This window comes from Ktedonobacter racemifer DSM 44963 (assembly GCF_000178855.1).
GTDB classification, from domain to species: Bacteria; Chloroflexota; Ktedonobacteria; order Ktedonobacterales; family Ktedonobacteraceae; genus Ktedonobacter; species Ktedonobacter racemifer.
The window spans coordinates 535,202-558,763 of sequence record NZ_ADVG01000002.1 but is presented as its reverse complement, the minus strand read 5'-3'; the positions used below and the strand labels follow the sequence as shown (position 1 = coordinate 558,763).

Annotated in this window: 14 protein-coding genes and 2 pseudogenes; 3 read left to right on the top strand and 13 right to left on the bottom strand. The window is 53.8% G+C overall.

Annotated features, from left to right (window positions below; all coding sequences use genetic code 11):
- Nucleotides 1-236 precede the first annotated feature (236 nt).
- Nucleotides 237-878 carry a hypothetical protein gene (locus KRAC_RS18790; RefSeq protein WP_007909690.1) on the top strand — a complete coding sequence of 214 codons (642 nt, stop codon included), beginning with the start codon at nt 237-239 and terminating at the stop codon, nt 876-878.
- A 132-nt stretch (nt 879-1,010) separates the two neighbouring features.
- On the opposite strand, the gene KRAC_RS18785 is transcribed toward KRAC_RS18790, so the two are convergent.
- The 8 genes from KRAC_RS18785 to KRAC_RS18755 all read right to left on the bottom strand — a co-directional run bounded on the left by KRAC_RS18785 (nt 1,011) and on the right by KRAC_RS18755 (nt 10,546).
- Entirely contained in the window at nt 1,011-1,319 is a 309-nt protein-coding gene (locus KRAC_RS18785) for a zinc ribbon domain-containing protein (RefSeq protein ID WP_040443852.1), read from the bottom strand.
- A gap of 287 nt (nt 1,320-1,606) precedes the next feature.
- On the bottom strand, nt 1,607-2,335 hold the full coding sequence (locus KRAC_RS76085) for an RNA-guided endonuclease InsQ/TnpB family protein (protein WP_052568403.1): 729 nt from the start codon (nt 2,333-2,335) through the stop codon (nt 1,607-1,609).
- Complete coding sequence (locus tag KRAC_RS76080) at nt 2,332-2,805, bottom strand: RNA-guided endonuclease InsQ/TnpB family protein (RefSeq protein ID WP_052568401.1); 474 nt, start codon at nt 2,803-2,805, stop codon at nt 2,332-2,334. The genes KRAC_RS76085 and KRAC_RS76080 overlap by 4 nt, the downstream gene beginning before the upstream one ends.
- Before the next feature lie 419 nt (nt 2,806-3,224).
- Nucleotides 3,225-5,576: a glycoside hydrolase family 3 N-terminal domain-containing protein gene (locus KRAC_RS18775; protein ID WP_007909689.1), complete on the bottom strand. Its 2,352-nt coding sequence runs from the start codon at nt 5,574-5,576 to the stop codon at nt 3,225-3,227.
- A 141-nt stretch (nt 5,577-5,717) separates the two neighbouring features.
- On the bottom strand, nt 5,718-6,590 hold the full coding sequence (locus KRAC_RS18770) for a carbohydrate ABC transporter permease (RefSeq protein WP_007909688.1): 873 nt from the start codon (nt 6,588-6,590) through the stop codon (nt 5,718-5,720).
- Between the two features lie 12 nt (nt 6,591-6,602).
- Nucleotides 6,603-7,649: a carbohydrate ABC transporter permease gene (locus tag KRAC_RS18765; protein WP_169460912.1), complete on the bottom strand. Its 1,047-nt coding sequence runs from the start codon at nt 7,647-7,649 to the stop codon at nt 6,603-6,605.
- A 133-nt stretch (nt 7,650-7,782) separates the two neighbouring features.
- Nucleotides 7,783-9,081, bottom strand: coding sequence for an extracellular solute-binding protein (locus KRAC_RS18760; RefSeq protein ID WP_007909686.1), 1,299 nt, complete (start codon nt 9,079-9,081; stop codon nt 7,783-7,785).
- A 412-nt stretch (nt 9,082-9,493) separates the two neighbouring features.
- On the bottom strand, nt 9,494-10,546 hold the full coding sequence (locus KRAC_RS18755) for a LacI family DNA-binding transcriptional regulator (RefSeq protein WP_007909685.1): 1,053 nt from the start codon (nt 10,544-10,546) through the stop codon (nt 9,494-9,496).
- A 479-nt stretch (nt 10,547-11,025) separates the two neighbouring features.
- On the opposite strand from KRAC_RS18755, the pseudogene KRAC_RS79535 reads away from it, so the two are divergent.
- Nucleotides 11,026-11,245, top strand: a pseudogene (locus tag KRAC_RS79535) (family 43 glycosylhydrolase); the annotation flags it as partial.
- A gap of 395 nt (nt 11,246-11,640) precedes the next feature.
- Here KRAC_RS79535 and KRAC_RS74575 read toward each other — a convergent pair.
- From KRAC_RS74575 to KRAC_RS18715, 5 genes and pseudogenes are all read right to left on the bottom strand, one after another.
- Complete coding sequence (locus KRAC_RS74575; RefSeq protein ID WP_007909681.1) at nt 11,641-13,533, bottom strand: carbohydrate binding domain-containing protein; 1,893 nt, start codon at nt 13,531-13,533, stop codon at nt 11,641-11,643.
- A gap of 825 nt (nt 13,534-14,358) precedes the next feature.
- Nucleotides 14,359-16,110 carry a pentapeptide repeat-containing protein gene (locus KRAC_RS61950; RefSeq protein ID WP_007909676.1) on the bottom strand — a complete coding sequence of 584 codons (1,752 nt, stop codon included), beginning with the start codon at nt 16,108-16,110 and terminating at the stop codon, nt 14,359-14,361.
- Nucleotides 16,111-16,481: 371 nt separating this feature from the next.
- Nucleotides 16,482-18,347, bottom strand: coding sequence for a cellulose binding domain-containing protein (locus tag KRAC_RS18730; RefSeq protein WP_157506804.1), 1,866 nt, complete (start codon nt 18,345-18,347; stop codon nt 16,482-16,484).
- A 204-nt stretch (nt 18,348-18,551) separates the two neighbouring features.
- A pseudogene (locus tag KRAC_RS66160) lies at nt 18,552-20,085 on the bottom strand (RNA-guided endonuclease TnpB family protein).
- 331 nt (nt 20,086-20,416) lie between these two features.
- On the bottom strand, nt 20,417-21,013 hold the full coding sequence (locus KRAC_RS18715) for a hypothetical protein (protein WP_007909672.1): 597 nt from the start codon (nt 21,011-21,013) through the stop codon (nt 20,417-20,419).
- Between the two features lie 401 nt (nt 21,014-21,414).
- Here KRAC_RS18715 and KRAC_RS18710 point away from each other — a divergent pair, with 401 nt between their 5' ends.
- Complete coding sequence (locus KRAC_RS18710; protein WP_007909670.1) at nt 21,415-23,328, top strand: glycoside hydrolase family 6 protein; 1,914 nt, start codon at nt 21,415-21,417, stop codon at nt 23,326-23,328.
- The last annotated feature ends 234 nt before the right edge of the window (nt 23,329-23,562 follow it).

Here is a 23,562-nt window from a genome sequence, read left to right as displayed (position 1 = left end):
CCGTGGGCTGATCCGACGATTTGGTAAAGAAGCCGGGGTCTTTGTGAGTCTTTCAAACGCAGTCAATTTACAGAATATGAATGAATGAAGAGAGATGCGAAGCATGAGCACTGCTTGCTCACCCTAAAACCTCATTTACCGCTTGTTTTTCGTGGAAAAATTGAGTAAACTCTTTTGCTGTAGCAACATAAATAGATGAATCTATCTCTTAAAATGAAAGTAAAGAGACAAAAAGAATGACTGAAGAGCTTACTTCTCCCGTCGTACACCAAGAGGCACAACAGCCTGGGCAAGATGAACTGTTACTGCACCGTCAGCGTCTCTTGCAAGATGAAGCGCAAAGCGTACTGAAGGAACTGAACTTGATCGAATTGCTGAGTGCAGGGGGTGTTGTCAGACAAACGGGCAGTACTGTTCTAGGATTGATGGTCTGGCGCGACATCGACCTGCAAGTTTCTAGTTCAGGCTTGAGCATTGAGCGTGCATTTGAGATCATGCATCCACTGTTGACACATCCACGCGTTAAGCAAGTGCGCTACTTGCATCAGAGCGATCACTTCAAGCTCGCTGACTTAGATGAGCGGTATTTTTTTATGGTGTACTATGAGCACGCTGGACAGGCTGAATGGAAGCTTGACATCTCCTTCTGGCTTGCCGAGGGCGTTCGCCCAGAACCGCTTCATGAGGCTATTGAGCAACAACTGACTCCAGAAACCCGTCTCACTATTCTTCGGATCAAGGATGTGTGGTATCAACTTCCCGCCTACCGGGTCGAAGTGGCTAGTACGGATATTTACGATGCCGTTTTACAGCATGGGGTGCGTACACTCACCGAATTCGATCAGTACCTTGCCGCACGCGGAAAACCCACGCGCTAGCTCAGACTATTCTCAATGTCGCTGGTATCTAACGCCTTCGGACAGGCTTGCTTTCTTGTCGTGCGCTGGGACTACAGGTTTATTCTAAAACCCGGGTAAAGTGCGTTTAGTGGTCAGTGAAGTACCCCACGCCTAAAGGCGGGGGCTTCGACAGTGGTCGGTACCCTCCTTGGAGGGAACCGATCTCTGTGGGGCGCTTCCCACCCCGACCACCTTCCTGGTGGCTTTGCGTTTCTTGCGTTCGCGAATGGGTCCGTGCAGCTCATAGCGGCGCAGGATGTTGAGAGCGGCATTCTCATCGCGATCTAACTCAGCCCCACACGTGGGACAGGAATGCCATCGCTCCGAGAGGTCTTTGGGGACCAGGTGGTAATTTGGGCCAAGAGTGAGCAGGTTTCGGCGCGAAGCATGATCAATCGGCGCGAAGAGTGAGCAGCTCAACCATTGATGGGAAGAGAAACCGCTTGAGAGGCGGATTGTTCTGGATCGTTTTTGTAAATTCGCGTGCGAATTTGCCCGTTATATGCAGGCTTCAGTAGTAGTCTGACCTGGCGAGACTCGCTCCTTTCAACCCAAAAACTGGGCCGAGGGAGAGGCGCTTCTGCTCACAATTCAAGCAAATTTTGCTCATGAATTTACACCGCCGAAAGTGATGAACGCGCTTCCAGAGCCATGTTTCCAAACAGCAATAGTTGAGCTGCTCACTCTTCGCGCCGATTGATCACTCGTCACCCTAAAACCTGATCAATCTTCGCACTTACTACCACCAGGACCCCGCAGCCACTGCACAGCTGACTCGTTTGCTGGGGCGCCACCTTCACCACCATGCCGCCAGCCTCTTCCGCTTTGCAGGCACACAGTGTGATGAACCGACCCCAGGCCGCATCCAGGATACTCTTGTTGAGGCCACCTTTGGCTGCCGCTCCATTGGGCAGATAGTGCGTCACCGCCGCTGCCGTGCCACTGTTGCTCCCCTGCAGAGGTGCAGGGGCTTCCGCAGGTTTGAGTTTGGGTCTTGCCGTCATATTGGGGATCTGCAACGCTTCAAACACCAGCATCCCATACTGATTGACCAACTGGCGCGACGCCTTATGCAGGAAGTCCTGTCGACGATGGCGCACCTTGCGGTAGAGTCGCGTCAAGGCACGCTTGGCTCGGGCGCGTCGATGACTGCCCCGCTTACGCCGAGAGAGCCTGCGATGGGCCTCCTTGATCTGCTGCTCGGTGGAACGGTAGATGCGCGGATTGGCGATCTGCTCGCCTGTGGAGAGCGTGGCATAGGAGGTAATGCCCATATCAATGCCCACCGTCTTCGTGGAGGGATGCACCGGCGTTGCACCAATGGCCTGCTCCACGCTGAAAACCGCATACCATTGGTCGCCATCGTGTTTGATGGTGCAGCCTTTGATGGGTCGATGCATCACCATCTTGAGATGCCCGATCTTCGAGAGCTTCAACCGACAGGTTTCTTCTTCTTGGTGTCATGGGACGTGAGGGCGCCGATGATCTCATAGCCACTCTGCGGATAGGTGAAGGAGCGATAGCGAGCGTTGGATTTATAGCGTGGATAGCCTGGGGTCTGCCCCTCATCAACGCGCCGAAAGAAGGCCTTCATGGCTTTATCGAGGCGTCTCAATACATCCTGTTGGACCTGGGAATAGATCTCCTGATACTCGGGACGCTCCTCTTTGAGCTGAGGCAATTGCTCGGATTGCATGCCATAGGAGACCGAGACGCCTGCCATTTTGTAGGCGGCGGTGCGTTCTTCCAGGCTCGCATTGCAGAGCTCTTTACAGCGCCGAAGCGTCCAGAGAAGGGTGTCTTCTTGCTTGCGGGTGGGATACAGGCGATAGACAGAGGCTTTGACGCGCACCGGCAACGCTGTCTCATCTGGCTGTCGCTCTGGTGTCTCCCTCGCGTCTTCCATGTATCCCCTCCTCTCACGGCATTTCTGCTCACTTCGGTGCTGAGATCTTGTTACAGGTATAGAACAGGATTTCAAGAAGCAGTATACAGAAGCCTCGCGTTTCTGTCAAGCCCTCGCTTTTCTTTGTTGTCCCAACCACCCAAGCCACTCCCACAAGGAACGGCCCTTGTATTCCCCATGGCTCAAGCCAGGGGTTTTACGGGCCGGTTTGATAATATGTGTTGTATGTCAAGTCTGCTGACACCTCCAGGCGTTCTCGTGTCATAGTTCTTTTCTCTTGCTCAAACGTATTGCTTTTAGTGATGGGAGTGAATATGTCTGCCTGGGTGAAGGAAGACTCACCGCGTTTTGGCAGGAGCGTGTCAATTTCCGCGCCAGATATCTATATACGAACTTATTACGCCTGATAGAGATAAAGTCTAAAGAATACGTACTGTCGTGTTCACAACTTCGCGTTGCTTATATTCGATAAGCGGGCCGTCGAGGATAAGCGTACTTTCTGCTCGGATATCGGCAGAGGAGGCGCCAACGCTAAAGGTAAACGCGCCAGGCTCGGTGACGAAGCGCATGTATGGATCGTAGAAGGCCAGGCGAGAAGGATGGACGGTGAAGGTGACCTGGCGGCACTCACCAGGTGCGAGCGAGATGCGCGCGAAGCCGAGCAGCAGGCGATCAGGCCGGGCCACTGAGGCGACATCATCGCGTCCATAAAGCTGCACTACCTCATCGCCAGCGAATTTGCCAGTATTCTCAACCTCAATAGAGATCGCGATTGGTCCGGTGATATCCGTCGCATGTATGCTCAAATCGCCGTACGCGAAGGTGGTATAGCTCAGGCCATGCCCAAAGGGAAAGAGCGGCGTGGGTGGCGAGTCGATATAATCGCCGAAGAGTGGTATACGATCCGCGCCGGCGCGCTGGCCCGCGAAGATTGGCACCTGTCCGACCGAGCGCGGGAGGGTGACGGGCAGGCGGCCTGCGGGATTGACTTTGCCGGTGAGCACGTCGGCCAGACCATGGCCGCCCTCTTCGCCAGCTGGGAATAGCTGGAGCAGTGCGTTGGCCTGGGACGCGACGCTGGCTAGCGTATGCACGCGCCCGCTGAGTACGGCCACTACCAGTGGTGTGCCCGTGCCGGCGAGGAGATTGATGAGTTCGGGCTGCATACCTGTGAGGTCCAGGCTGGTGGAGTCGTTGCCTTCGCCCACAGTGACGGGACGCAAAAGGCCGCTCTTGCCGGCCACCACTGCTACGATTATATCGGCCTCGCGCACGATCCGTAACGCGTCCTCGAAGCCTGAAGTGTCGTTGCCCAGCACCTCGCAGCCTCTGGCGTAGGAAATTTCGACATCGGGTAGCGCGGCACGCAACCCGGCCAGTGGCGTAACATGAGGCGTGAAGTAGGGGCCGGGCGCATAGTTCCCCGCCGTCTGCGGAGTAGCGAGACCCGCGATCTCAACATCCTGTGCCGCCTGGTAGAGTATTTCCTGGTGCGCTGGATAGTGATAATCGCCCTGCAAGAGCCGCTCATCATCCGCACCGGGGCCAATCACCGCGATGCGTTTGATCGTTGGAGCCAGCGGGAGCACTCCATCGTTGGTGAGGAGAATAGTTGATTCGGCAACTGCCCGGCGCGCCAGTGTGCGCTGCTCAGGAGTTTGGAAGATCGCGTGGGCCACGGCATCATCGACATATGGCTGCTCAAAGAGTCCAAGCTGGAATTTCAGGTGCAGCACGCGGCGCACTGCCATATCGACCACTTCTCTAGCAAGCCGCCCAGCCTCAATCTCGGCTTTGAGCGGCTCTCCGTAGCAGTCCAGGGTTGGCAGTTCCATATCGAGGCCGGCCAGCAGAGCCAGGCGCCCTGCTTCCCCGCGGGTTGCAGCTACGCGATGATAGTTCATCAGTTGGGTTACCGCGTCGTAGTCTGCCACGACCACACCGCCAAAGCCCAGCTCCTCGCGTAGCAGGCCGGTCAGAATAGCCGGGCTGCCGGTGCAGGGCAGGCCATCGACTGAGGCATAAGAATTCATCACCGTGGCAAGCCCGGTATTGCGGATGACGGCAGCGAAGGGCTCAGCGTAGACCTCGCGCAGTTCGCGTGGGCCGAGTTGTACTGGTCCCCAGTTACGCCCACCATCTGACATGGCATAGCCTAGGAAGTGCTTGCCTGTCGCTGCTACACCCTGACGCAAATCGTCGCTCTGCAAACCCCGCACATAGGCGCTACCGAGCGCGCCGATTAACACGGGATCTTCGCCATACGTTTCCTCAACGCGTCCCCAGCGGGGATCGCGGGCCACATCGAGGACTGGCGCCAGGGCGTGACGCGCGCCCACAGCGAGCATCTGGGCACGGATCACCCCGGCCACCTCTGTTACCAGCGCGGGGTTCCAGGTTGCGGCCAGCCCAAGACCTTGAGGAAACACTGTCGCATCGCGATGGCAGAAGCCGCCCGTTGCCTCTTCATGCACAATGACAGGGATGCCCAGGCGCGTCCGTTCAAGGGCGACTTTCTGGATCGCATTCATAAAGGCAGCACTCTCGCGTGGGTGCAGGCCGGTAGCGGCACCAATCCGCGTCACCTGCCCGATCCCATGCGGTATTTGCCTGGCAACCTCTTCCGGGTCAAACGTGCCCGCGCGGACAAAAGAGGTGCTCCAGAGACAGCCGAGCTGCGCCAGCTTCTCATCAAGCGTCATCAGAGAGAGTAAATGCTCAACCCGCTCCTCAAGCGAGGCATGGGGATCGCGATAGGATGGCGTGGACATAGAACTAGAGATGCTCCTTTATAGAGAAACAGGGAGAGGCATTTTGCACAAGAGAGCCCTTCAGTGAAGCCAGGCAGCAACAAGCAAGATGCCTGGCCACTGATCGCGCCTTTTTCCCTGGAAAGTCCGTGCGCAAAATGGCTACCCTTTCACAGCGCCGGCTGTTAAACCAGCAATCAGATGGCGTTCCGCGAAGAGATAGAAGATCAGAGCGGGAATCATCATGAGCGAGATATAGGCCATGACCGCAGCCCAATCGGTGCTATGCTCGCCCTGAAACTGCATGACTCCTAGCGGGACAGTCCACAGCTTGGAGTCGTTGAGCACAATGAGTGGGAGGAAAAAGTTATTCCAGCTTGCCACGACGTTCAACATAACAATCACGGCCAACGAAGGGCGAGCCAGAGGCAGCAAGATGCGCCAGAAGAAATCGATATGCGTTCCTCCATCAATGTACGTGGCATCTTCCAACTCACCTGGAATGGCCTGGAAGAAGTTGCGCAGGATCAGGATTGTTGTTGGCAGGGCAAAGGCCACTTGCGGCAGGATCACAGCCCACAGTGTATTCAGCAGTTGGAGATTGCGCAGAGTGACGTAGAGCGGCAAAATAGCCATAGCGAATGGGAGCAGCAGGCCAATCAGCAGGATATTGAATATTATTTCGCGCCCCCGGAAAGGCATGCGCGAGAAAACAAAGGCTGCCGGGCAGGCGACAACGAGCAGCAAGACCACTGTCGAGATGGTTACAATCAGGCTATTCGCTAGTGATTGCCAGAAGACGCCCTGGCTCAGAACAGAGGTTAAGTTCTCCCAGTGCCAGACCGCCGGCAGCGAGAATGGCGTAGTGCTCAACTCAGCTGTAGTCTTGAAGGCTCCCAGGAAAGCCGTCAGAATCGGAATCAGCATAAAGATGGCGACCACGACACATATCAAATAACGTATAGACAATCCAGCTATATGTTGTGGCTTCACGCGTCGTCGCATGCCCGTGTTTCGTTGCAGGCTAACGTCCATCAATTTTCTCCTTTATGCGGTTGGCCCGGTGACGCTGCCAGCCAGGTCTTTGCTCATCACGAAACGCTGGTACGTCAATGCGAACACAAGGCAGATCATAAACATTAGCACGCCTACCGCACTGCCATAGCCCATTGCAAAGCTCTCGAAACCGCTTTTCATCAGATAGGTCGCCATGGTTTCGGTGGCATGCACCGGACCGCCGTTGGTCATGATCCAGATCAGATCAAAATATTGCAGAGAACCCAGCGCTGACAGCAGGATGGTCAGACGAATGGTGCTGCCCAGCAGCGGAATGGTAATATGGCGCACAGTCTGCAGCATGGTGGCTCCATCGATCCGCGCGGCCTCGACAAGCTCGTCGGGAATATTCTGAATCGCGGCGGCGTAGAGCACCAGGGAGAGCCCCAGGTATTTCCAGGTCATCGTCATGAAGATGGCGTAGAGCACCACATGGGTATCGGCTATCCAGAGCGGACTCTGAGAGCCGGGGAACAGGTGCTGCCAGACTACGGTCAGAAGCCCGTTCGGCTGGTAGATAAAGAGCCAGATGACGCCCGCTACCACATCGGAAAGAATGTAGGGCATAAAGAAAATCATGCGGAAAACGGTGCGACCAGGGAGCGTTTTGCCAATGATCAACGCCAGGACGAGAGAGAGCGGCAATTGCAGGGCTAGCGAGAGCACCAGGATGATCAGATTATGCTCGAGTGCTAGAAGAAATGTCGCACTTTTAAGGGCAGTGACGAAATTGCGCAACCCCACGAAATTCGTCAGGGGCCCCAGGCCACTCCAACTCCAGAGACTATAATAGGCGGCCTGGACGATTGGAAACAGCACAATTATGGAGTAGAGCACGGCACAGGGCAACAAGAAGAGCACAATCGTGCTAATATACTTGGTTCTTCTACGTCGGAACTTAGCAGGTTGCGGCAGTACCGGCGTGTCCGTCGTGCTGCGGGAGCCAGTGATCAGTTGCATCCGAGAATCCTTTCCAAAGCTCTTCAGCGAGCCTGGATAGCGGTGCCGATCCATCGCGCGTAGAGCGAAACAGCGCAAGGGCGCTGTTCTCTCTGTCCGCGACAGATCAGCATCCGCACCCTTTTCCGCAAGAGTTAGTGTAGGAGCAATCCCCTGCACCATCGGGTTTTTTATGCCCTGCAACTCTTTTGGTTGTGCGATACAGATAAATCTATTGATTCAATGACGCAACTACCGCATCATCAATTGCCTTGGCCGTAGCCTGCGGGGTGACAGTTCCGGCATACAGACCCTGTATCTGATCCAGGAGTACCTGGCCGACCGCTGGGGGAAGGAACTGATCATAGTAGAGCTGGAAGTAGGGCGCAGCAGCGGCCATCGCGTCGACTTCCTTCCTCAGTGGATCGGTGACGGCAGCCTCCGCTGTTTTGATCGGTGGTACGGCGATGTTTTGTGAGACCATCGTGGCTGCATTTGTCGCGTTGGTCATGAATTTCAGAAAATCGGCTGTCTCCGCTAGTGGGGCGTTCTTGCCGACCGCGTAGCCGCCGCCGCCGCCCATCACATCGGTCGGGTTGCCAGCTCCACCTTCGACCATTGGAAATGGGAAGAGACCGAAATCAGGGCCTTTTTTATCAGTGGCTACCCCCTTGTCATTACCGGGAGCCCATTGCCCCATCAATTCCATAGCGGCCTTACCATTGCCCATCGTGGTCTGCTGATCAGTATAGGCTGCTCCCAGATAGCCTTTTTGGAAAGGATTCAAGGCTACCAGCTCCTGTAGATGCACACCAGCTTGCACAAATGGGGGATCGGCGAACGATCCACCTCCCGTGCGGTTATACGCTTTATCAAACGCGGCTTTGCCGCCCAGGCGCACGGCCAGGTAGGTCCAGTAGTACATGGCCGGCCATTTGTCTTTCGCGCCCAGCCCGATAGGAGTGATGCCTGAGGCCTGTAGCTTCTTGATCGTCTGTAAGAAATCGGTCCAGGTTGCTGGAGGCGTCGTGATTCCTGCTTTGGCAAACAGTGCTTTGTTATACCAGAAGCCGACCGCACCATTATCGGTAGGAACAGCGTAATATTTGCCATTATCGCCATAGACGTTCAAAGCCGATGTATCAAACGTGCTACCCCAGCTCCCCTGGAGATAAGACGATATGTCTTGCACCAGTCCGGCCTTCGCGTATTGCAAAAGCACGCCGCCGCCCCAGGTCGTAAAGAGGTCCGGGGGTGAACCTGACTGCATGACCGTTGTAAGCTTCTGTTTAAACGCATCGTTTTCGAGGACGGTAATGCTGAACTTCACGTTCGGATGAGCCTTCGTGTACTGATTGGCAAGGCCCTGCAAGAACGATTTGCCCGGATCACCGGTGGTGATATGCCACCAGTTAATAGTCACTGGCCCGCCGGAGGAGGAAGAAGAAGACCCACAGGCTGCCAGCAGCGAAGGTATCGACAGGGCCGCGCCTGCCGCGCCTACAGATGCAAGAAAATCGCGTCGTTTCATAAGGTTGTATGCTCCCTTCAAAAATACACATGGAGAGTAGCCCGACTCTGGACAGACAACAACCGGGTTCGCCACTGTCGTTCTCGTTGTCGTTGTTCTCTACCAGGGAAGTACATCAAGCATGATGGCACGACCATACGACAGGACGAATAACCAAGAATCTCAGGAAAAGTAAGACCTCCTTTTCTTTTGTAAAAAAGCGCGTATCGTGCCCAGTCAAATAAGGATTTACAGCGAGAATGCCTGCCATTTAAACGAATTCATGGCAGTTTTTCAACTGAAAAAGGATGAGCTTAACTACCATGCAAGCCCAAACAGCCAATGTAGGTCAGTCCCATGCCACATTATGAGAGAAAGCTCATACGCTGAAAGCGCCTGGCAGCGTGGCAAGTTATCTGAGAAACGGCACATTTTAACTGGTAAATGACAGGGCCTGGCACGACTCGCGGATAATCAGGTGGGTCGGTAGTTCGATGCGCTCGATCTCCGCGTTGGGGTGTGCAATATATTTCAAGAGGAGATGAGCGGCACTTCGCCCCATCTCTTCGAGAGGCTGGCGAATCGTTGTCAGCGCGGGATGGACATAAGAGGCCTGGGGGATATCATCGAAGCCCACGATCGATAGATCCTCAGGCAGGCGCAGTCCGCGCTCTCTTGCGGCCTCCATGACTCCGAAGGCCATCATATCGTTGGACGCAAAGATTGCGGTAGGCCGCTCAGACAAGCTGAGCAGCTCCTGGGCGCATTGATAGCCCTGTGGCTGCATAAAATTGCCCTCGCTGATCAGGTGCGGATCGGCGGGAATGCCATGGTCCTTCAGTGCCGCGTGATAGCCATCCAGGCGATCGCGCGCGCTGCCCAATTCCATCGTGCCGGTAATAAACCCGATGCGCTGGTGTCCCAACGAGAGTAAAAAGGACATCGCGTCATAGGCTCCGCGAAAATTGGTTGCTGAAACAGATGGGACGTTCTGTTTATTGTTGAGATAGTCTACGATCACATGCGGAAACTGGCGCTGGCGCAGCGTATCCAGATATGCCGCCGCGTTGCGCGGCAGAATCAGCAGCAGACCATCAGCTAGCCCGCGCGTAAGCTTGGTTACGTAGGCCGATTCTTTCGTCTTGCGCCGGTGTGTTGTATAGAGCATCAGATCGTAGTTTTCGGCGTCCAGCGCTTCATCGATGCCGCGAATAATTTCATCCATGTAGCTGCTGCTGAGGTAATCGACCAGCAAACCAACGACCCGCGACTCACCTCCAGCCAGACTGCGTGCCTGCATATTGACTACGTAACCGAGTTGAGCCATGGCCCGCAAAACACGCTCACGCTTTTCAGGACTCACATGAGCTTTATTATTGATCACACGCGAAACAGTCGCATATGACACTCCGGCTTCATCGGCGACATCAACAATTGTGATTTCGCGCGCCATCTGGCCCCCTTTGTCCGTCTCTCTCTGCCGCAAAACTTGTGCTCCTTCAACGTTGGAGGATGGATTTCCTTTGCCTGGATCAAGCCATCAAAAACAGCGACCAGGCTATTTGCTCGATCCGCCCCAGGGGTGAATTTGCAAACGTTTACAATCTCTGTTCCAGTAATACCATAGACTCTCGTTTACTGTCAAGACTTTTTTCGGCTCTTTTCCTGCGCGGCACAAAGAAATCATGAAAATACTGAAAAGAGAGGGCATTGCAGGGTATCTCTCATCTCTTACCGGAGCGCTAAAGGCCCTCGCAGAAGCCTCTCTTTAACCATCTTACCCGTATTTTAAAGTGTCTGGAAGAAAAAAAGGCACTTGCTCCTCGAATCGCTGCTAGTTCTTACATACATAGTTCTGCACTTTTTTCACCGAGGTTGACAGCAGAGAAGAATAGAGTATATCTTCTGTAGGATTTGCAAACGTTTGCAAAGATAATTCTGTGTGTAAGGGTAAGGGATGTGCCTATGAGTGAGAAGTTGACCTACACAAATCCGGTACTACCAGGCTTCTACCCTGATCCGAGCGTGTGTCGTGTTGACCAGGAGTATTACCTGGTGACGAGCAGCTTTGAATATTTTCCTAGCGAATATCGGCGCTTCGCGAGGCATCTTTGCGCCGACCCTGCGTTATCACGCGGGGCGTTTTTATATGGTGACGACGAATGTTTCATACGGTGGCGATTTTTTTTGTATGCCGCTGGAGTAAGGTGTCAGCCCTGGATGCGGCAGGGGCTCGATTTGAAAGTGTTTACGATAATCTTCTAAGTGACCAGTATCCCAAAAGTGTAGTGTCACCAGGTGGCAAGCTCGTTTCCTCATTGCAGATGTGCTGATGATCGTGGTGGCTTTTGCTAGGCAGATGTACTCCCGCCTCTCTCGTCGCTGGTTCTGCTCTCACCCATTCTACTCTCATTAGTACATAGGTTTAACAAGCAGGGGCTAAAGCCCTGAAAAAACGCCTCACCACTACTATTGAAACAGCGTGGCTTGCGGCGGGTTCCCTTCCGTCAAGACCCCAAATGATCACAGACGGGGATAGCTGCTTGAGCCATCCCCGTCTGTGAGTGCTTACTGATCTAGCTAGCTTAGTACAACATCATCGTAGTTCGTGTAGGTCGCGTCGCCAGCATAGTTATCGTCGTGACTGATCAACTTCAGGGTATAGGAGTGGCCAGCCGTCACCGTAGCCGACACCTGGACCCAGGTCCCGTTGGTGTTACAGGTCTTGGCCAGGACGGTCGAGGTCGTACCACTCGTGTTGTCCTTCAGTGTCGACGTTGCCCAGTCATAGGTCAGCGTATCCGGACAATACACGCGATACCAGAAGGTCAGATGCGTCTTCCCACTGGGCACCGTGAAGGTCTGGCTGATGCTGCTATCACCGTTCGTAGGCGAGGTTCCGCCCACCCGAGCGGAATAACTGCCCGAATGCACCGTGGTGCTGATCGAGGTCGTCCCGGAGGAGGTCCAGCCGGAGAGGCTCCCCGTCTCGAAGCCGCCGTTGGTAATGCCACCACCGCTCGTTGATGTGACAGTCACCGTCACGGAGGTGCTGTGGGTGGCACTGCCTTCGGTGCCAGTCACGCTAACGGTATAGGTTCCCGTCGCGACCGATGAGCCAACAGAGACGGTCAGGGTCGAGGAGCTACCCGCCGTGACCGAAGTGGGCGAGAGCGAGGCTGTTGGACCGGAAGGCGAGATGCTCGCCGAGAGGCTAACGGTTCCCGCCGAGCCACTGGTTACCGCGGTGCTGATCGTAGAGGTGCCGCTACCACCGGGAGCAATAGACAGGCTGGTGGGACTGGCGCTGATCGAGAAATCATTCGTTGTGGTTCCTCCACCAACGATGGGGTGGGATATATCGCACCTGTTGGTGTCATTCGACCAGGTCGATTGCATGGTGTAGGTGCCGTTGCCCATCGTGACGTTAGCGGAGGCACCCTGGCCGGAGGAGATCCAGGCGCACTCATCCGCGTTCTCTTGCCCACTACTGCTGCTCGTCCAACCGCCAGCGGGATTCTGGTCGGTAATGGTTTCGGAGTATTCGTGGCCTTCGACCATGGTGAAGCCATCGAGGGTGCCTGCCGAGCCAGAGTTAACGAAGTTCTGGCCGCAGCTGCTGCCAGCGTCTAGAACATATGGCATGTTGGTGAAGGCGATATCACCGTAGGGCGAGCTGGCCGCACCGCCAGAAAGCGTCGTGTCGCCATTATAGTCGTGCCACGCGCAAAACCCTCCCGTCCTCCAGCCGTCGGGGTTGGTTCCGGTCGCCGAGAGGACCACGTACTGCGAATAGCGGTTGCTTGCCGCCGTCGTGTTGCCGAAGTGCCCGGCAGCCTTGATTGCCTCGTTGGCTAACTGGTTTCCGCTCGCAGTACCTGGCTCGGCACCGGAGTTATCGTACCAGACACCAGAGAACGCACCACCAGTCGGGTAGCCAACATGCGCAGCACTCGATAGGCAACTGGTAGCACCTGCCGACACGCCGGAACCGTCACAGTACTGGGTCATCACGCCTGACCACAGTTCGTTGCCAGTGCCCAGACCTTTGAACATATTCTGCAGACGTGGCGCGGCACCAGCGGAGTCGTTGGAAAAAGTCAGGTTGCCACTGCTGTCAGTGCTCTGAGTTCCCCACTGGGTGCCCCAGAAAACCAGATAGACTTTCTCTTTGCCGCTGGTCACACCAATGCCGTCGATGCCACCACCATAGGACAGTGTGTTCGCGGACGCTGCCGGAGTTGAGCTCGAATGGGTCTGCTGATAGGCTTTGATCTTAACCTGTTGACTGGTCGTAGGGACCGCGCCATGTCGGTAGCTGTGCTGGTACGCAGGCGAGTAGGGATTCGTGTCCAGGGAGGAAGCCGTGTTCTCTTGTGAGGCTGGCGCCGCAAATACGGTCAGGGGGGTTAAGGCTGCCAGGATGAGAACAAACATGGAGACTGCAAACGCTCGGATAGCTCGTTTCTGCACGGAAAACTCCTTTTTTGTGTGAAAAGAAACGATCCTCTAATGGCGAACAGGAGATTTTCATGGGAGGATGGCTGGCACTCATTGTCACCATTCATACGAACGTGACGGACTCCTCCCGGCAAAATGGCCCATTTTTGTACGAATCCTTGTACTCTCCCTTCATTGTCGCCATTATTACTCTTAAGTATAGCTATCCCTTCTTCACAGGCACTTCATTAGAAATTTCATAACGTTTTGGGAATATTTTGTTAAAGGTACAAGAAATGTATCTCACAGAAAACAAGGTCAACACTTTTTTAGCGGTTTTTTCATGTTCTCTGGATTTATTATGGTAGAATGCGAAAAAAATCTGGCAGGATCCTGATTTCGCTTCTATTGAGCTTGACAATTACATAAGCAATTACATAAGCAATTACATAAGACAAGAGAAGCAACATGACTATTTGATAAATGCCCCGAAAAGTGGCTTTGTCCACGGGATGCGCCATGAGCTGACAGCATTTGCATCAAATAATTTTGATATATTAAGGCGAATATGTCAGAGAAGAAGACCAAAAACAAGGGGAAAAGCGATTACTGATGAGTGCTTTTCGTCGGCGTTTGTTTCGTGTAATGGACCCAAAAACCTGGTTCATACACACTTTCGATGATACAAGAAGCTTTCTACTGCTAAGCTTTTAGATGGAGCAACTTCTGGAGCCAGGCCTCTAATGAGAGATGGCTTGAAACAGAACTATTATCATCGAAAGTGTGCATGAACCTGTTAAGCTCTTTCAATACTGTGATTTAACACGCTAGCGCAACAGCAGCTTTCTCTGGGGAGTGTCAATCCTTGTCCTTTGTCGTCTCGTTACCTGTCTTGTGAGATGGTAGCGTTCTCCCTTGAGGGAGCGTAGTTGATGAGGTTTCTACAGGGTCCCTTTGTGCTGAGGAAGGGGATGAGATATCAGATTGAGATGCATCAATTATGAGGCCATCAGTGATAGCGCCCATTGTTTTATAGATGAGCAATTGATCTTCTGTCAGTCCACGGGCTCCTATGAGATTGGTCTGGCTGAGATTCGCTTTGAAGAGGTTGGTTCTCTCAAATTTTGCTCTCTTAAGATTAGCCTGGCTAAGATTGGCACCGCTAAGATCGGTATTCTCAAGAACGGCTCTTTCAAGGTTACTTCTTTTAAGATTGGCTCCATTGAGCCTGGCATTGCTGAGATCAGCCCCATAAAGCGTAGCCCTCTCAAGGTTTGCTCTGAAGAGTGTGATTCCGTTCAGTTTGACTCCTTTGAGCTTAGCCCCCTCAAGTTGAGCATTCTCAAGGTTGGCTTTCATAAGATTGGCTCCATTGAGGTTGGCGTCATTGAGGTTGACATCTTTCAGGTCGGCATCTTCAAGATTCGCTTTCACAAAACTTGCTCTATTAAGATTAGCTCCTTTGAGGTTGACTCCTTCCAGCTTGGTCCCATTAAGGTTTGCTCCCGCGAGATTGGCTCCTTCGAGGTTGGCGCTTTTGAGATCGGCCTCATTGAGGTTGGCGCTTTTCAAATTAACCCCTCCAAGGTCCGCTCCTTTGAGATTTGCTCCCGCGAGGTTGGCTCCTTCGAGGTTGGCGCTTTTGAGATCGGCCTCATTGAGGTTGGCGCTTTTCAAATTAACCCCTCCAAGGTCTGCTCCCTTGAGATTGGCTCCCGCGAGATTGGCTCCTTCGAGGTTGGCGCTTTTGAGATCGGCCTCATTGAGGTTGGCTCCTCTGAGATCGGCTCCTTTGAGATCGGCTTGCTGTAGAGAAGCATATGGCATCCAGATGTTTCTTACGTCTGCCAGAGCGAGATATGCATTATCCAATTGAATCCTAGTAGCATCTAACATCTGGGGACTTTCATCATTCTGGCTTCTGGCAAGTGGGAAAGCCTCTCGGAAGATAACGATTAGTGTTTGGCTTAGAGTGGTGAGAGGCGCAGTTTGATTTTCTGAAGGAGACGAAGCCCTTGGAAGACATAAATGAGCAACTGCTAGATCAAAGGTTTGTGTATAAAACTGCTCATAGCCTGGACGTAGAAAGGTTCGCAAGAGAATGGCCGAACCGATTCTGGTTCCTTCTTTTTCATCCCCCAAGCCCGTGACAGCAGATTGGAAACGTTCTTCCGCTCGCTTTTCCCGTTCGGCTTGCCGATCTTTCAATTCCTTATCTTGCTCAATTCGCCTATCCTCTGACGCCTTGTTTTGCGTATCTTTCCGACCTACACTCCATTGCCAAAAGCCAAAGAGCACACCAATGACAATCACAAGAGTAGAAAGGGCACTCGAGAGAATAGTGGCGACGTTACTCCACAACCAATTGTCCCTTGTGTGCTGCTGGTCATTGAGTTCTTGTGTGAGCAGCTCTTTATTCAGAGTAGTCACTGTCAAATCTTCTGTGGGTGTTGTTTGTACTGTAGCGGTACCTGCTATTGCATTCTTCGATAAAGTCTGCTTGGCATAAACAGTAGGCACAGATAGCACAGTTATGAGTATGAGGAGAAAAAGCATTGTACTTGTGATGATAATACCAATTGGCCATAAACCTTTTTTGAGCCAATACATTGGCCGATCCTCCAGATCTTTTTGCTTTTCTACTCATATTCTACCCGGAAACTGCGATGAGTGGAAGAGTCTCTCTGCAAGGAACCATATAGACCTCACATCTTATCCATAAAATATGGCATACCTTGTTTATAGATGTGTTTTTGGTGACAAGGAGGTTCTGTTTAGAATGCATCACATATAGCAATTACACTTATAATTTTTATATATGCCATACTTTTTGATGAATTACAAGAAATTGGGACCCGTCGATTCGCCTACTCTTGCATCTATTGCGAATGCTGTACAGATTTTGCCCATTGCGGGGAACGTGAGAGGAGGAGGCAAACAATCAGCTGTAGGTGTCGTGCTTGTTTGCCTCAGTAAAAAGTTTAGCCAGCAACACTGCAGGGAGAACCATTGAGGGTGAAGGAGGTTGGTGAGGTATTAGCGCCACTCCAGGATCCATTAAAGCCAGGTTCCGAACTGACTGTGCCTCCCGCCGGGATTGATCCGTTATAGGAGAGGTTAGTAATCGTCACATTGGCCCCACTCTGCGTGTAGTTTCCGTTCCACAACTGGGTGATTTTCTGCCCATTGGGGAAGGCGAATTGCAGGCTCCAGCCGTTGATCGGTGTCGAGCTGGTATTGGTAATCGTAAAGGTCGCGCCAAAGCCACCTGTCCACTGATTGGTCACCGTATAGGCCACCTTACAGCTCCCAGAAGTCGGCGTAGGTGTTGGGGTATTGGGTGGGGTTGGAGTTGGCGTGGGCGTACTCGTCGTGGTTGGGGTTGGAGTAGGTGTTCCACCTGTGCCCGGCTGCAGAATCACCGTCGTGAGTGAGTAGGGCGCGATCGTCACGCTGGAGGACGAGCCAGAAGCAGAGGTAATCGCACTGCTAGTCTCGCCATAGGAGTACACCGTCGCCGTAGAAGCGCCGTTGTAACTGCTGAGTCCCAACGAAACCGTGTAGCTGTTATTCGGGTCTTTGTTGATTAGCAGTACAGCAAGATTCCCATTGGCTTGTTTGACCGCATGGGCAACTACCAGGCTCTGATTCGACGAAGACGAGACCATGGTGTCGCCCGCCTGGCCGAGGTAGTTGAGCATTTGCAGGCCGTAGTAAGCGGGGAAAGGTGTATTGGCCGCTGGCTCGCAAATACCCGAAGTCGAACTCGTACAACTGCCATTGGAGAGCACACCGTAATCGCCGTACTGAGCGTTGCCATACAGCGAAGAACTGGTATTTCCAGCCGTTGCGCCATTGTGCAACGTCCACCAGTCAACGTTGGTGACGCCATTCTCCAACCAGTTCATATAATTGTCGGCCTCGAAAAGTACGTTCACGACGCTGACCGTCTGCTTCCCAGGATTGGAGGAAACTGAGTTGGTCTCTGTCACGAAAATCTGGATTGCGCTGGCGTGAGCCCCACAATACTGGTTCAATTCGGAGCGCAGGGTAGAGACCATCCCGGCGATCTGCGCTGATGCTGAGAGCAGGGTCGCGTCAGATTCGTTGCCAGGATTTTGAGGGTACCAGTGGACGATTGCGAAATCGATGGAGGAACACGCGGTCGAGAGCACCGTCGTATTCCAGGGTTGCGGCGAAGCCGAGTTGGTCACGCTATCGGGCCAGTTGCCGGGGGTAGTAAGCACTGCGCCAATCTTAATCGTGGGGTCAACGGCCTTCATCGCTTGACTATAGCTCACGACGTTACTGGCATACGTGGCGGAGGTGTGAGCGTTGTTGTTAAACTCCCAGCTGGCACCATACGTGCCATCGCCATAGATCTCATTGCCGATTTCCCAGTACTTGATGCCATAGGTGTGACCGGTGCTACTCCCTCCGGTATACGTCGGGACAGGCCCTGTATAGCCCGAGCCTCCTTTATTGGCATACTGCACCCAATCGGCGGCCTCCTGTGGTGTCCCGGCACCATAGTCGGCTGTGATGATTGGCTGTGCGCCAACCGATTGCGCCATATTCATGAAGGCGTCAAAAGTATTGTTTGGATTCGCATACCCCTGCCCTGACACCGTTGTATTGGACTGCCAGTGATACACGTTTGAGGTCGAGCCACCAGGATAACGCAGCGTACGGATCCCCGCGTTTTTCACCGCGCTGCTCGCTGCACTATCCAGAAGGTTCCCATCCCATACCGCGGTATTAAGTCCCTTACTGGCGCCGGTCAGTGTGCCCAGCGACTGCCCCGCATTCACCGTGACCTGGGCACTCATCGCGCTCGCCGTACGCATTGAGGCCATTGCCTGCCCCAGTGGACTCAATGCGACGATACATCCGATTAGAAGGCAACATACCGCCGCGCCGGGCAGCCACTTTGCCTGCCGACTAGACACAAATAAACCAATGAACTTCCTTGTGACACTCCGCATCGGCTAAAGCCGAGCAGCTTCTGACACTGTGCCGTAGTCGGATTCGTGAGATAGGTGGCGTAGCCACTACTCAAAGTGAATCCGTAGTTGGGACGCAATATCTAAGAGGCGCGCACCCATCCGGCGCCTTCCTCTCTGGGCGGTGCCATGCCCGTTGGCATGATCTCCACGCCTTGCCGCAAGGATAGATGGTCCCAGCTGGCGTTTGGCATCCTGGGAGATCCCAACACCTGAGCCTTTCGGCTCCCTCTTCGCACGTCGCGTCAGAGCATGAGGCTTTTCCTTCAAAGGTGCTTGCGTACGCTCGATCAAACGCTGTCCAACTCTCAGGCTGGCATTTCTGTCGGCATGATCGCGCATCTGGCACTGTGGGCAGAAGCAGAGGGCGGCGCCGGGAGTATAGCCCTCCTGGGGTTGTCCCTGGTTGTAGCGCACGATCAGGCTATGACAACGATGGCATTCCCGGCTGGTATGGCGCGGATTGACACGGGTCGTGATGAGACCGCCTGCATCCCACGCCTTATACTTTGAGTAGCGGAAGATGCGCCCCTTCATCCAGTAGGCGCGTTTCCTATTGCTACGGCGGGAATATTTGCCCTTCTCTGGTTTGAGAGTCCCCAGGTGTTCAAAAACCAGTATGCTTGCTCCGTTCTTTCGAGCGAACAGGACAATGCGGCTGCTCACCAGGTGCGCGATCTGTTCGTCGACATGCCTGATTTTGGCCCAGAGGGCAGCATTGTCCTGTTCATTTTCGGCAATGATGCCAGTCTGAGATCGGTTGCGTGCAATACGTCCAAGCAGTTGCGCGCCTTGTGCCCGATACCGCTGCGCCATTCCCAATGAAGGAAGTAGCCAGGATGGTGCCGTCAACGGTCTGGACGCTGCACACAGCTACGTGATGGTCGAGATTGAGATCCACCGCGCAGATCCGTGTCTGGGCGGTGGTGAGTTGCTCTATGACTTTTGCGGGAGCCTCGAATGTCTTCTCGATGGGAGTATGCAACCACCAGCGATCTCCTTTGCGGACAAGTTGCGGACTGCCCATCTCGAAGCCATCGGGGAGATCGCGACAGAGGATCTGTATTTTAAGCCAGGACCAGCACGAGCCGGTCCAGACTTTGAGCATGATAGAATGGGTATGACGCTCGCGCCAAAGGCTTGCGTAGAAGGGAGCTGACTTCTTCCATGATCGGGGTGGGACCGGTGGCCGCTCCCTGAACGGCCTCTTCTTGCCCTTCTTCGTTTGCTTGGCTTCGTGCCTCTCCTTCCGTGCTCGCCATGTTTTAAGGGAGGAAGAAAATGCGCGGGCCGAACCAAGGGCCGCATTGATGGCGGCACGTCTGAACATCGCCGGGATATCTGGCGCGAGATCAGTGAGGGGCATGATGGGATTGGGGTTTGCAGCCGTTGCATGGGTGAGTTTCTCCAGGGCCGTGAGGGCCTGCTTATTTTTGAGGGCAAGAAGACCTTCGTGTGCCTGGATGACTTCAAAATAAAAGGCCATGACGCGATTGAAGAGGACCTGGTTTGCCGCGAAGTAGTCGGCATACTGCGGCGGATAGTGTAACGCTTGCCTGATAGTTTTCGTGGCTTTTGCCATGTTCAGTACCTCCTCTCGCAAAATATATGGTATCTCTCTTCGAGAATACCAGACTGATGTGAAATTGTCAAACATATGTTCTATAGAGTACTCTCTTTTATAAGGGCTCAAGCTCAAGAACACGCCTCATCACGGTCTAAAGAACCGTGGCTTGCGGCGGGCTAAAGCCTCATCCTTGTCATTGCATACTCTCTTTCCGAATAAACGTCCTTTTTGAAGTGAGTCATGTCCCTTCTTTGTGTGTTGTATGACCACGTAAGATGCCGTTACCCGCATATATAGATCCACGGCATGTATCACGAGATCCTTGACGAACACTATGGGTGCGCGTTCATCGCGTTGTAAAGGTAAACGACTGCAACATTTGCATAAAGCTCACATTTGCCTGGCCAAATGTTGCGGTTGGCCCATAGTACTCGACCTTATACGTCACGGTATTTTTCGACTGAGGAGGGAAGTTTGTCACGAGAAGGAAAAGATTCCCCTGCACGCCAGGATCGGTAATCGCCAGGCTTCCCGTTGCGCTCCGCTGAATCCAGGTCACTTTGCCCGTGGCGAAGGTTTGGGGAACGGATATGTCCTGTGCGTTTGCCAGCAGCGTGCCTTTGAAGTGGGACATGGCCTGATCGGCTACCACACTGGCATCTGGCTCACCTGCTCGATCGGGATCGGCAAAGATGGCCAGCACATTTCTCCCCTGAGGATCGGCAAACGTCACCTGGTTACCCGAAGCGTGCACACCCCAGTTTGATGGGTAATTGAGCGTGAAGCCCGCTCCTTGGTACGTTCGCAGCGTCACTACTGGAGCTGGCTTTGGCTGCGGATCACTTGTGGCAGTGTCGCCGCAGGCCGCCAGCGCCATTAGCAGGAACCAGATACTCAAAGCTAGTGTTGTGTACTGGGTAGCCCGTTTCCAGAACAAAATCATAAGTGAAAGATGTTCCTCCTGCTCTCAATGGTGTCCACCTATCCCGTTCCGCTCACAGTGGTACAGAAGAAAAGTATACGGTTTCTCTCCGGGAAAGCCACGGCACATGCGAAGCATCCAATCGACAGATAAGAGGCAGGTTCCTAAAGGACATGCTATCTCACTGCTGATCAAGTGTCTTCTATCTGTTCTGGTTTGTTTCCCCTCCGCCTTCTATCATTTGTCTATAGCCGTACTCGCTCACACGAACGATGCTAGCAACGCCGGAGCTGGCATCTGGTAGAGATGAATTGCGGCATATACCAATCAAGGATGAGAAGGTATCGATGAAGCAAACGCTATATGTGAGAAAGGAGGTAACCAGGAGCGTTTGCCTTAGTTTCACCCAAAGGAGGGGGAGAATGCGCGAATTTAAGCGCGATTTCTCTGAGAGCGGATTGCGAAGGTCCCTGTTCAAAAGGCCACTTCGCAGTCTGGGTTTGCTTACCTGTATGCTGCTCATAGCGATGAGCAGTCTTTTTCTGTGGGTGACGCCCACGCACGCAGCCTCGTACTGCCAGGTGACTTACACGGTGACCAACCAGTGGACTGGTGGCTTCGGGACGAGTTTCACTATCCAGAATACCAGCGACTCCAACTGGAGCAACTGGACGTTGACCTTCGCCTTCCCTGCTAGCGGCCAGCAAGTCACACAGCTCTGGAATGGCAACTATACGCAGTCTGGTCAGAACGTCTCGATTACGAATCTGTCGTATAATGGTTCTGTCCCGGCTGGTAGCACAGTCAGCTCAGAGCCTGGCTTCAATGGCTCATGGACGACGAGCAATCCCGTGCCGACCAGTTTCTCTATTAATGGGAACGTTTGTACTGGTTCTGGCGGCGGCGGCACTCCCACATCAACGCCCACAAATACGCCGACCAGCACGCCGACCTCGACACCGACCAGTACACCCACTAGCACGCCGACCTCGACACCGACCAGCACGCCGTCCCCAACCCCGACCGGTACTCCCGTGACAGGTGGCGGTCACGTGCAAAATCCGTATGCTGGGGCGCAGGGTTTCCTCAACCCCAACTACGTTGCGGAAGTGAAGGCATCTGCGACCTCTGTGGGTGGCACGCTTGGTGCGAAGGAGGCAGCGGTTGCCAATTATCCAACGGCCATCTGGCTCGATAGCATGGCGGCAGTCACCGGTGGAGCAGGTTACACCTCTAGCCTGCTTGATTACTTGAATGCCGCGGAGACACAGGCGGCCAGCAGCAGCCAGCCGATCATAGTAACCATTGTCGTTTATGATCTGCCCGACCGCGACTGTGCTGCCCTCGCCTCCAACGGTGAACTACAGATCGCCAACAATGGCCTGCAGACCTACGAGCACAACTACATTGATGTGATCGCGTCTGATTTAAGCCAGTCGCGGTTCTCTAATCTGCGTGTCTCGGCGATCATTGAGCCGGATTCCCTGCCGAACCTGGTTACCAACCTGAATATTCAGAATTGTGCTGACGCGAACTCCAGTGGCGTCTATGTGCAGGGGGTTCAGTACGCGCTCAACAAGCTACACGCGATCTCGAACGTGTACAATTTCCTCGACATCGCTCACTCCGGCTGGCTCGGCTGGAATAGTAACTTCCAGCCATTCGTCAATCTGGCCACCAGTGTGGCAAAAGGCACGACCGCGGGAGTGAGCAGTCTCGATGGCTTTATTAGCAACACGGCCAACTACACGCCAACCGTTGAGCCATACATGACTGCCAACCAGCAGGTTGGTGGCCAGCCAGTGCGCTCGGCGAGCTTCTTCCAGTGGAACACGTACATTGACGAACAGAGTTACGACGTTGACATGCGCAATGCCTTTATCGCTGCTGGCTTCCCCAGCACCATTGGCATGCTGATCGATACGTCGCGTAACGGTTGGGGTGGTCCTAAGCGCCCGACTGGCCCGAGTACCTCGACCGACTTGAACACGTTTGTCAATGCTACCAGGATCGACCAGCGCATCGCCAAGGGCAACTGGTGCAACCAGCCCGGCGGCATTGGCGCTCGCCCAGTCGCCAATCCAGCAGCAGGCTTTGACGCCTATGTCTGGATCAAACCACCTGGTGAGTCCGATGGTTCCAGCTCGCTGATTCCGACTGGTCCGAACAACCCGACTGGTAAGGGCTTTGATCGCATGTGCGACCCGACGTTTGGCGGAGATGCGCTCAACAACAACATGCCTACCGGAGCCATGCCCAACGCCCCGGTCTCGGGAGCCTGGTTCCAGGCGGCATTCGATACGCTCGTCTCCAACGCCTACCCGGCTTTCCCGTAAATCGGCTCCACCCCTTTTCGCGCTGGCAAATTCCAGCAGACGGCTCGTTCATCCCTCCATTATTCATATGGGAGATGAATGAGCCGTCCTTCTATTCACTTTCTATTCACTTTCCCCTTTCTTGTTGATTTCTCGGATGTTTCATGATAAAGAGTTGTAAGAGGGGGAAATGGAATAAATGGGTGAAAACAATTAATTGGGATAATTCATTGCAGAAGATTTTGTGAGCATGAT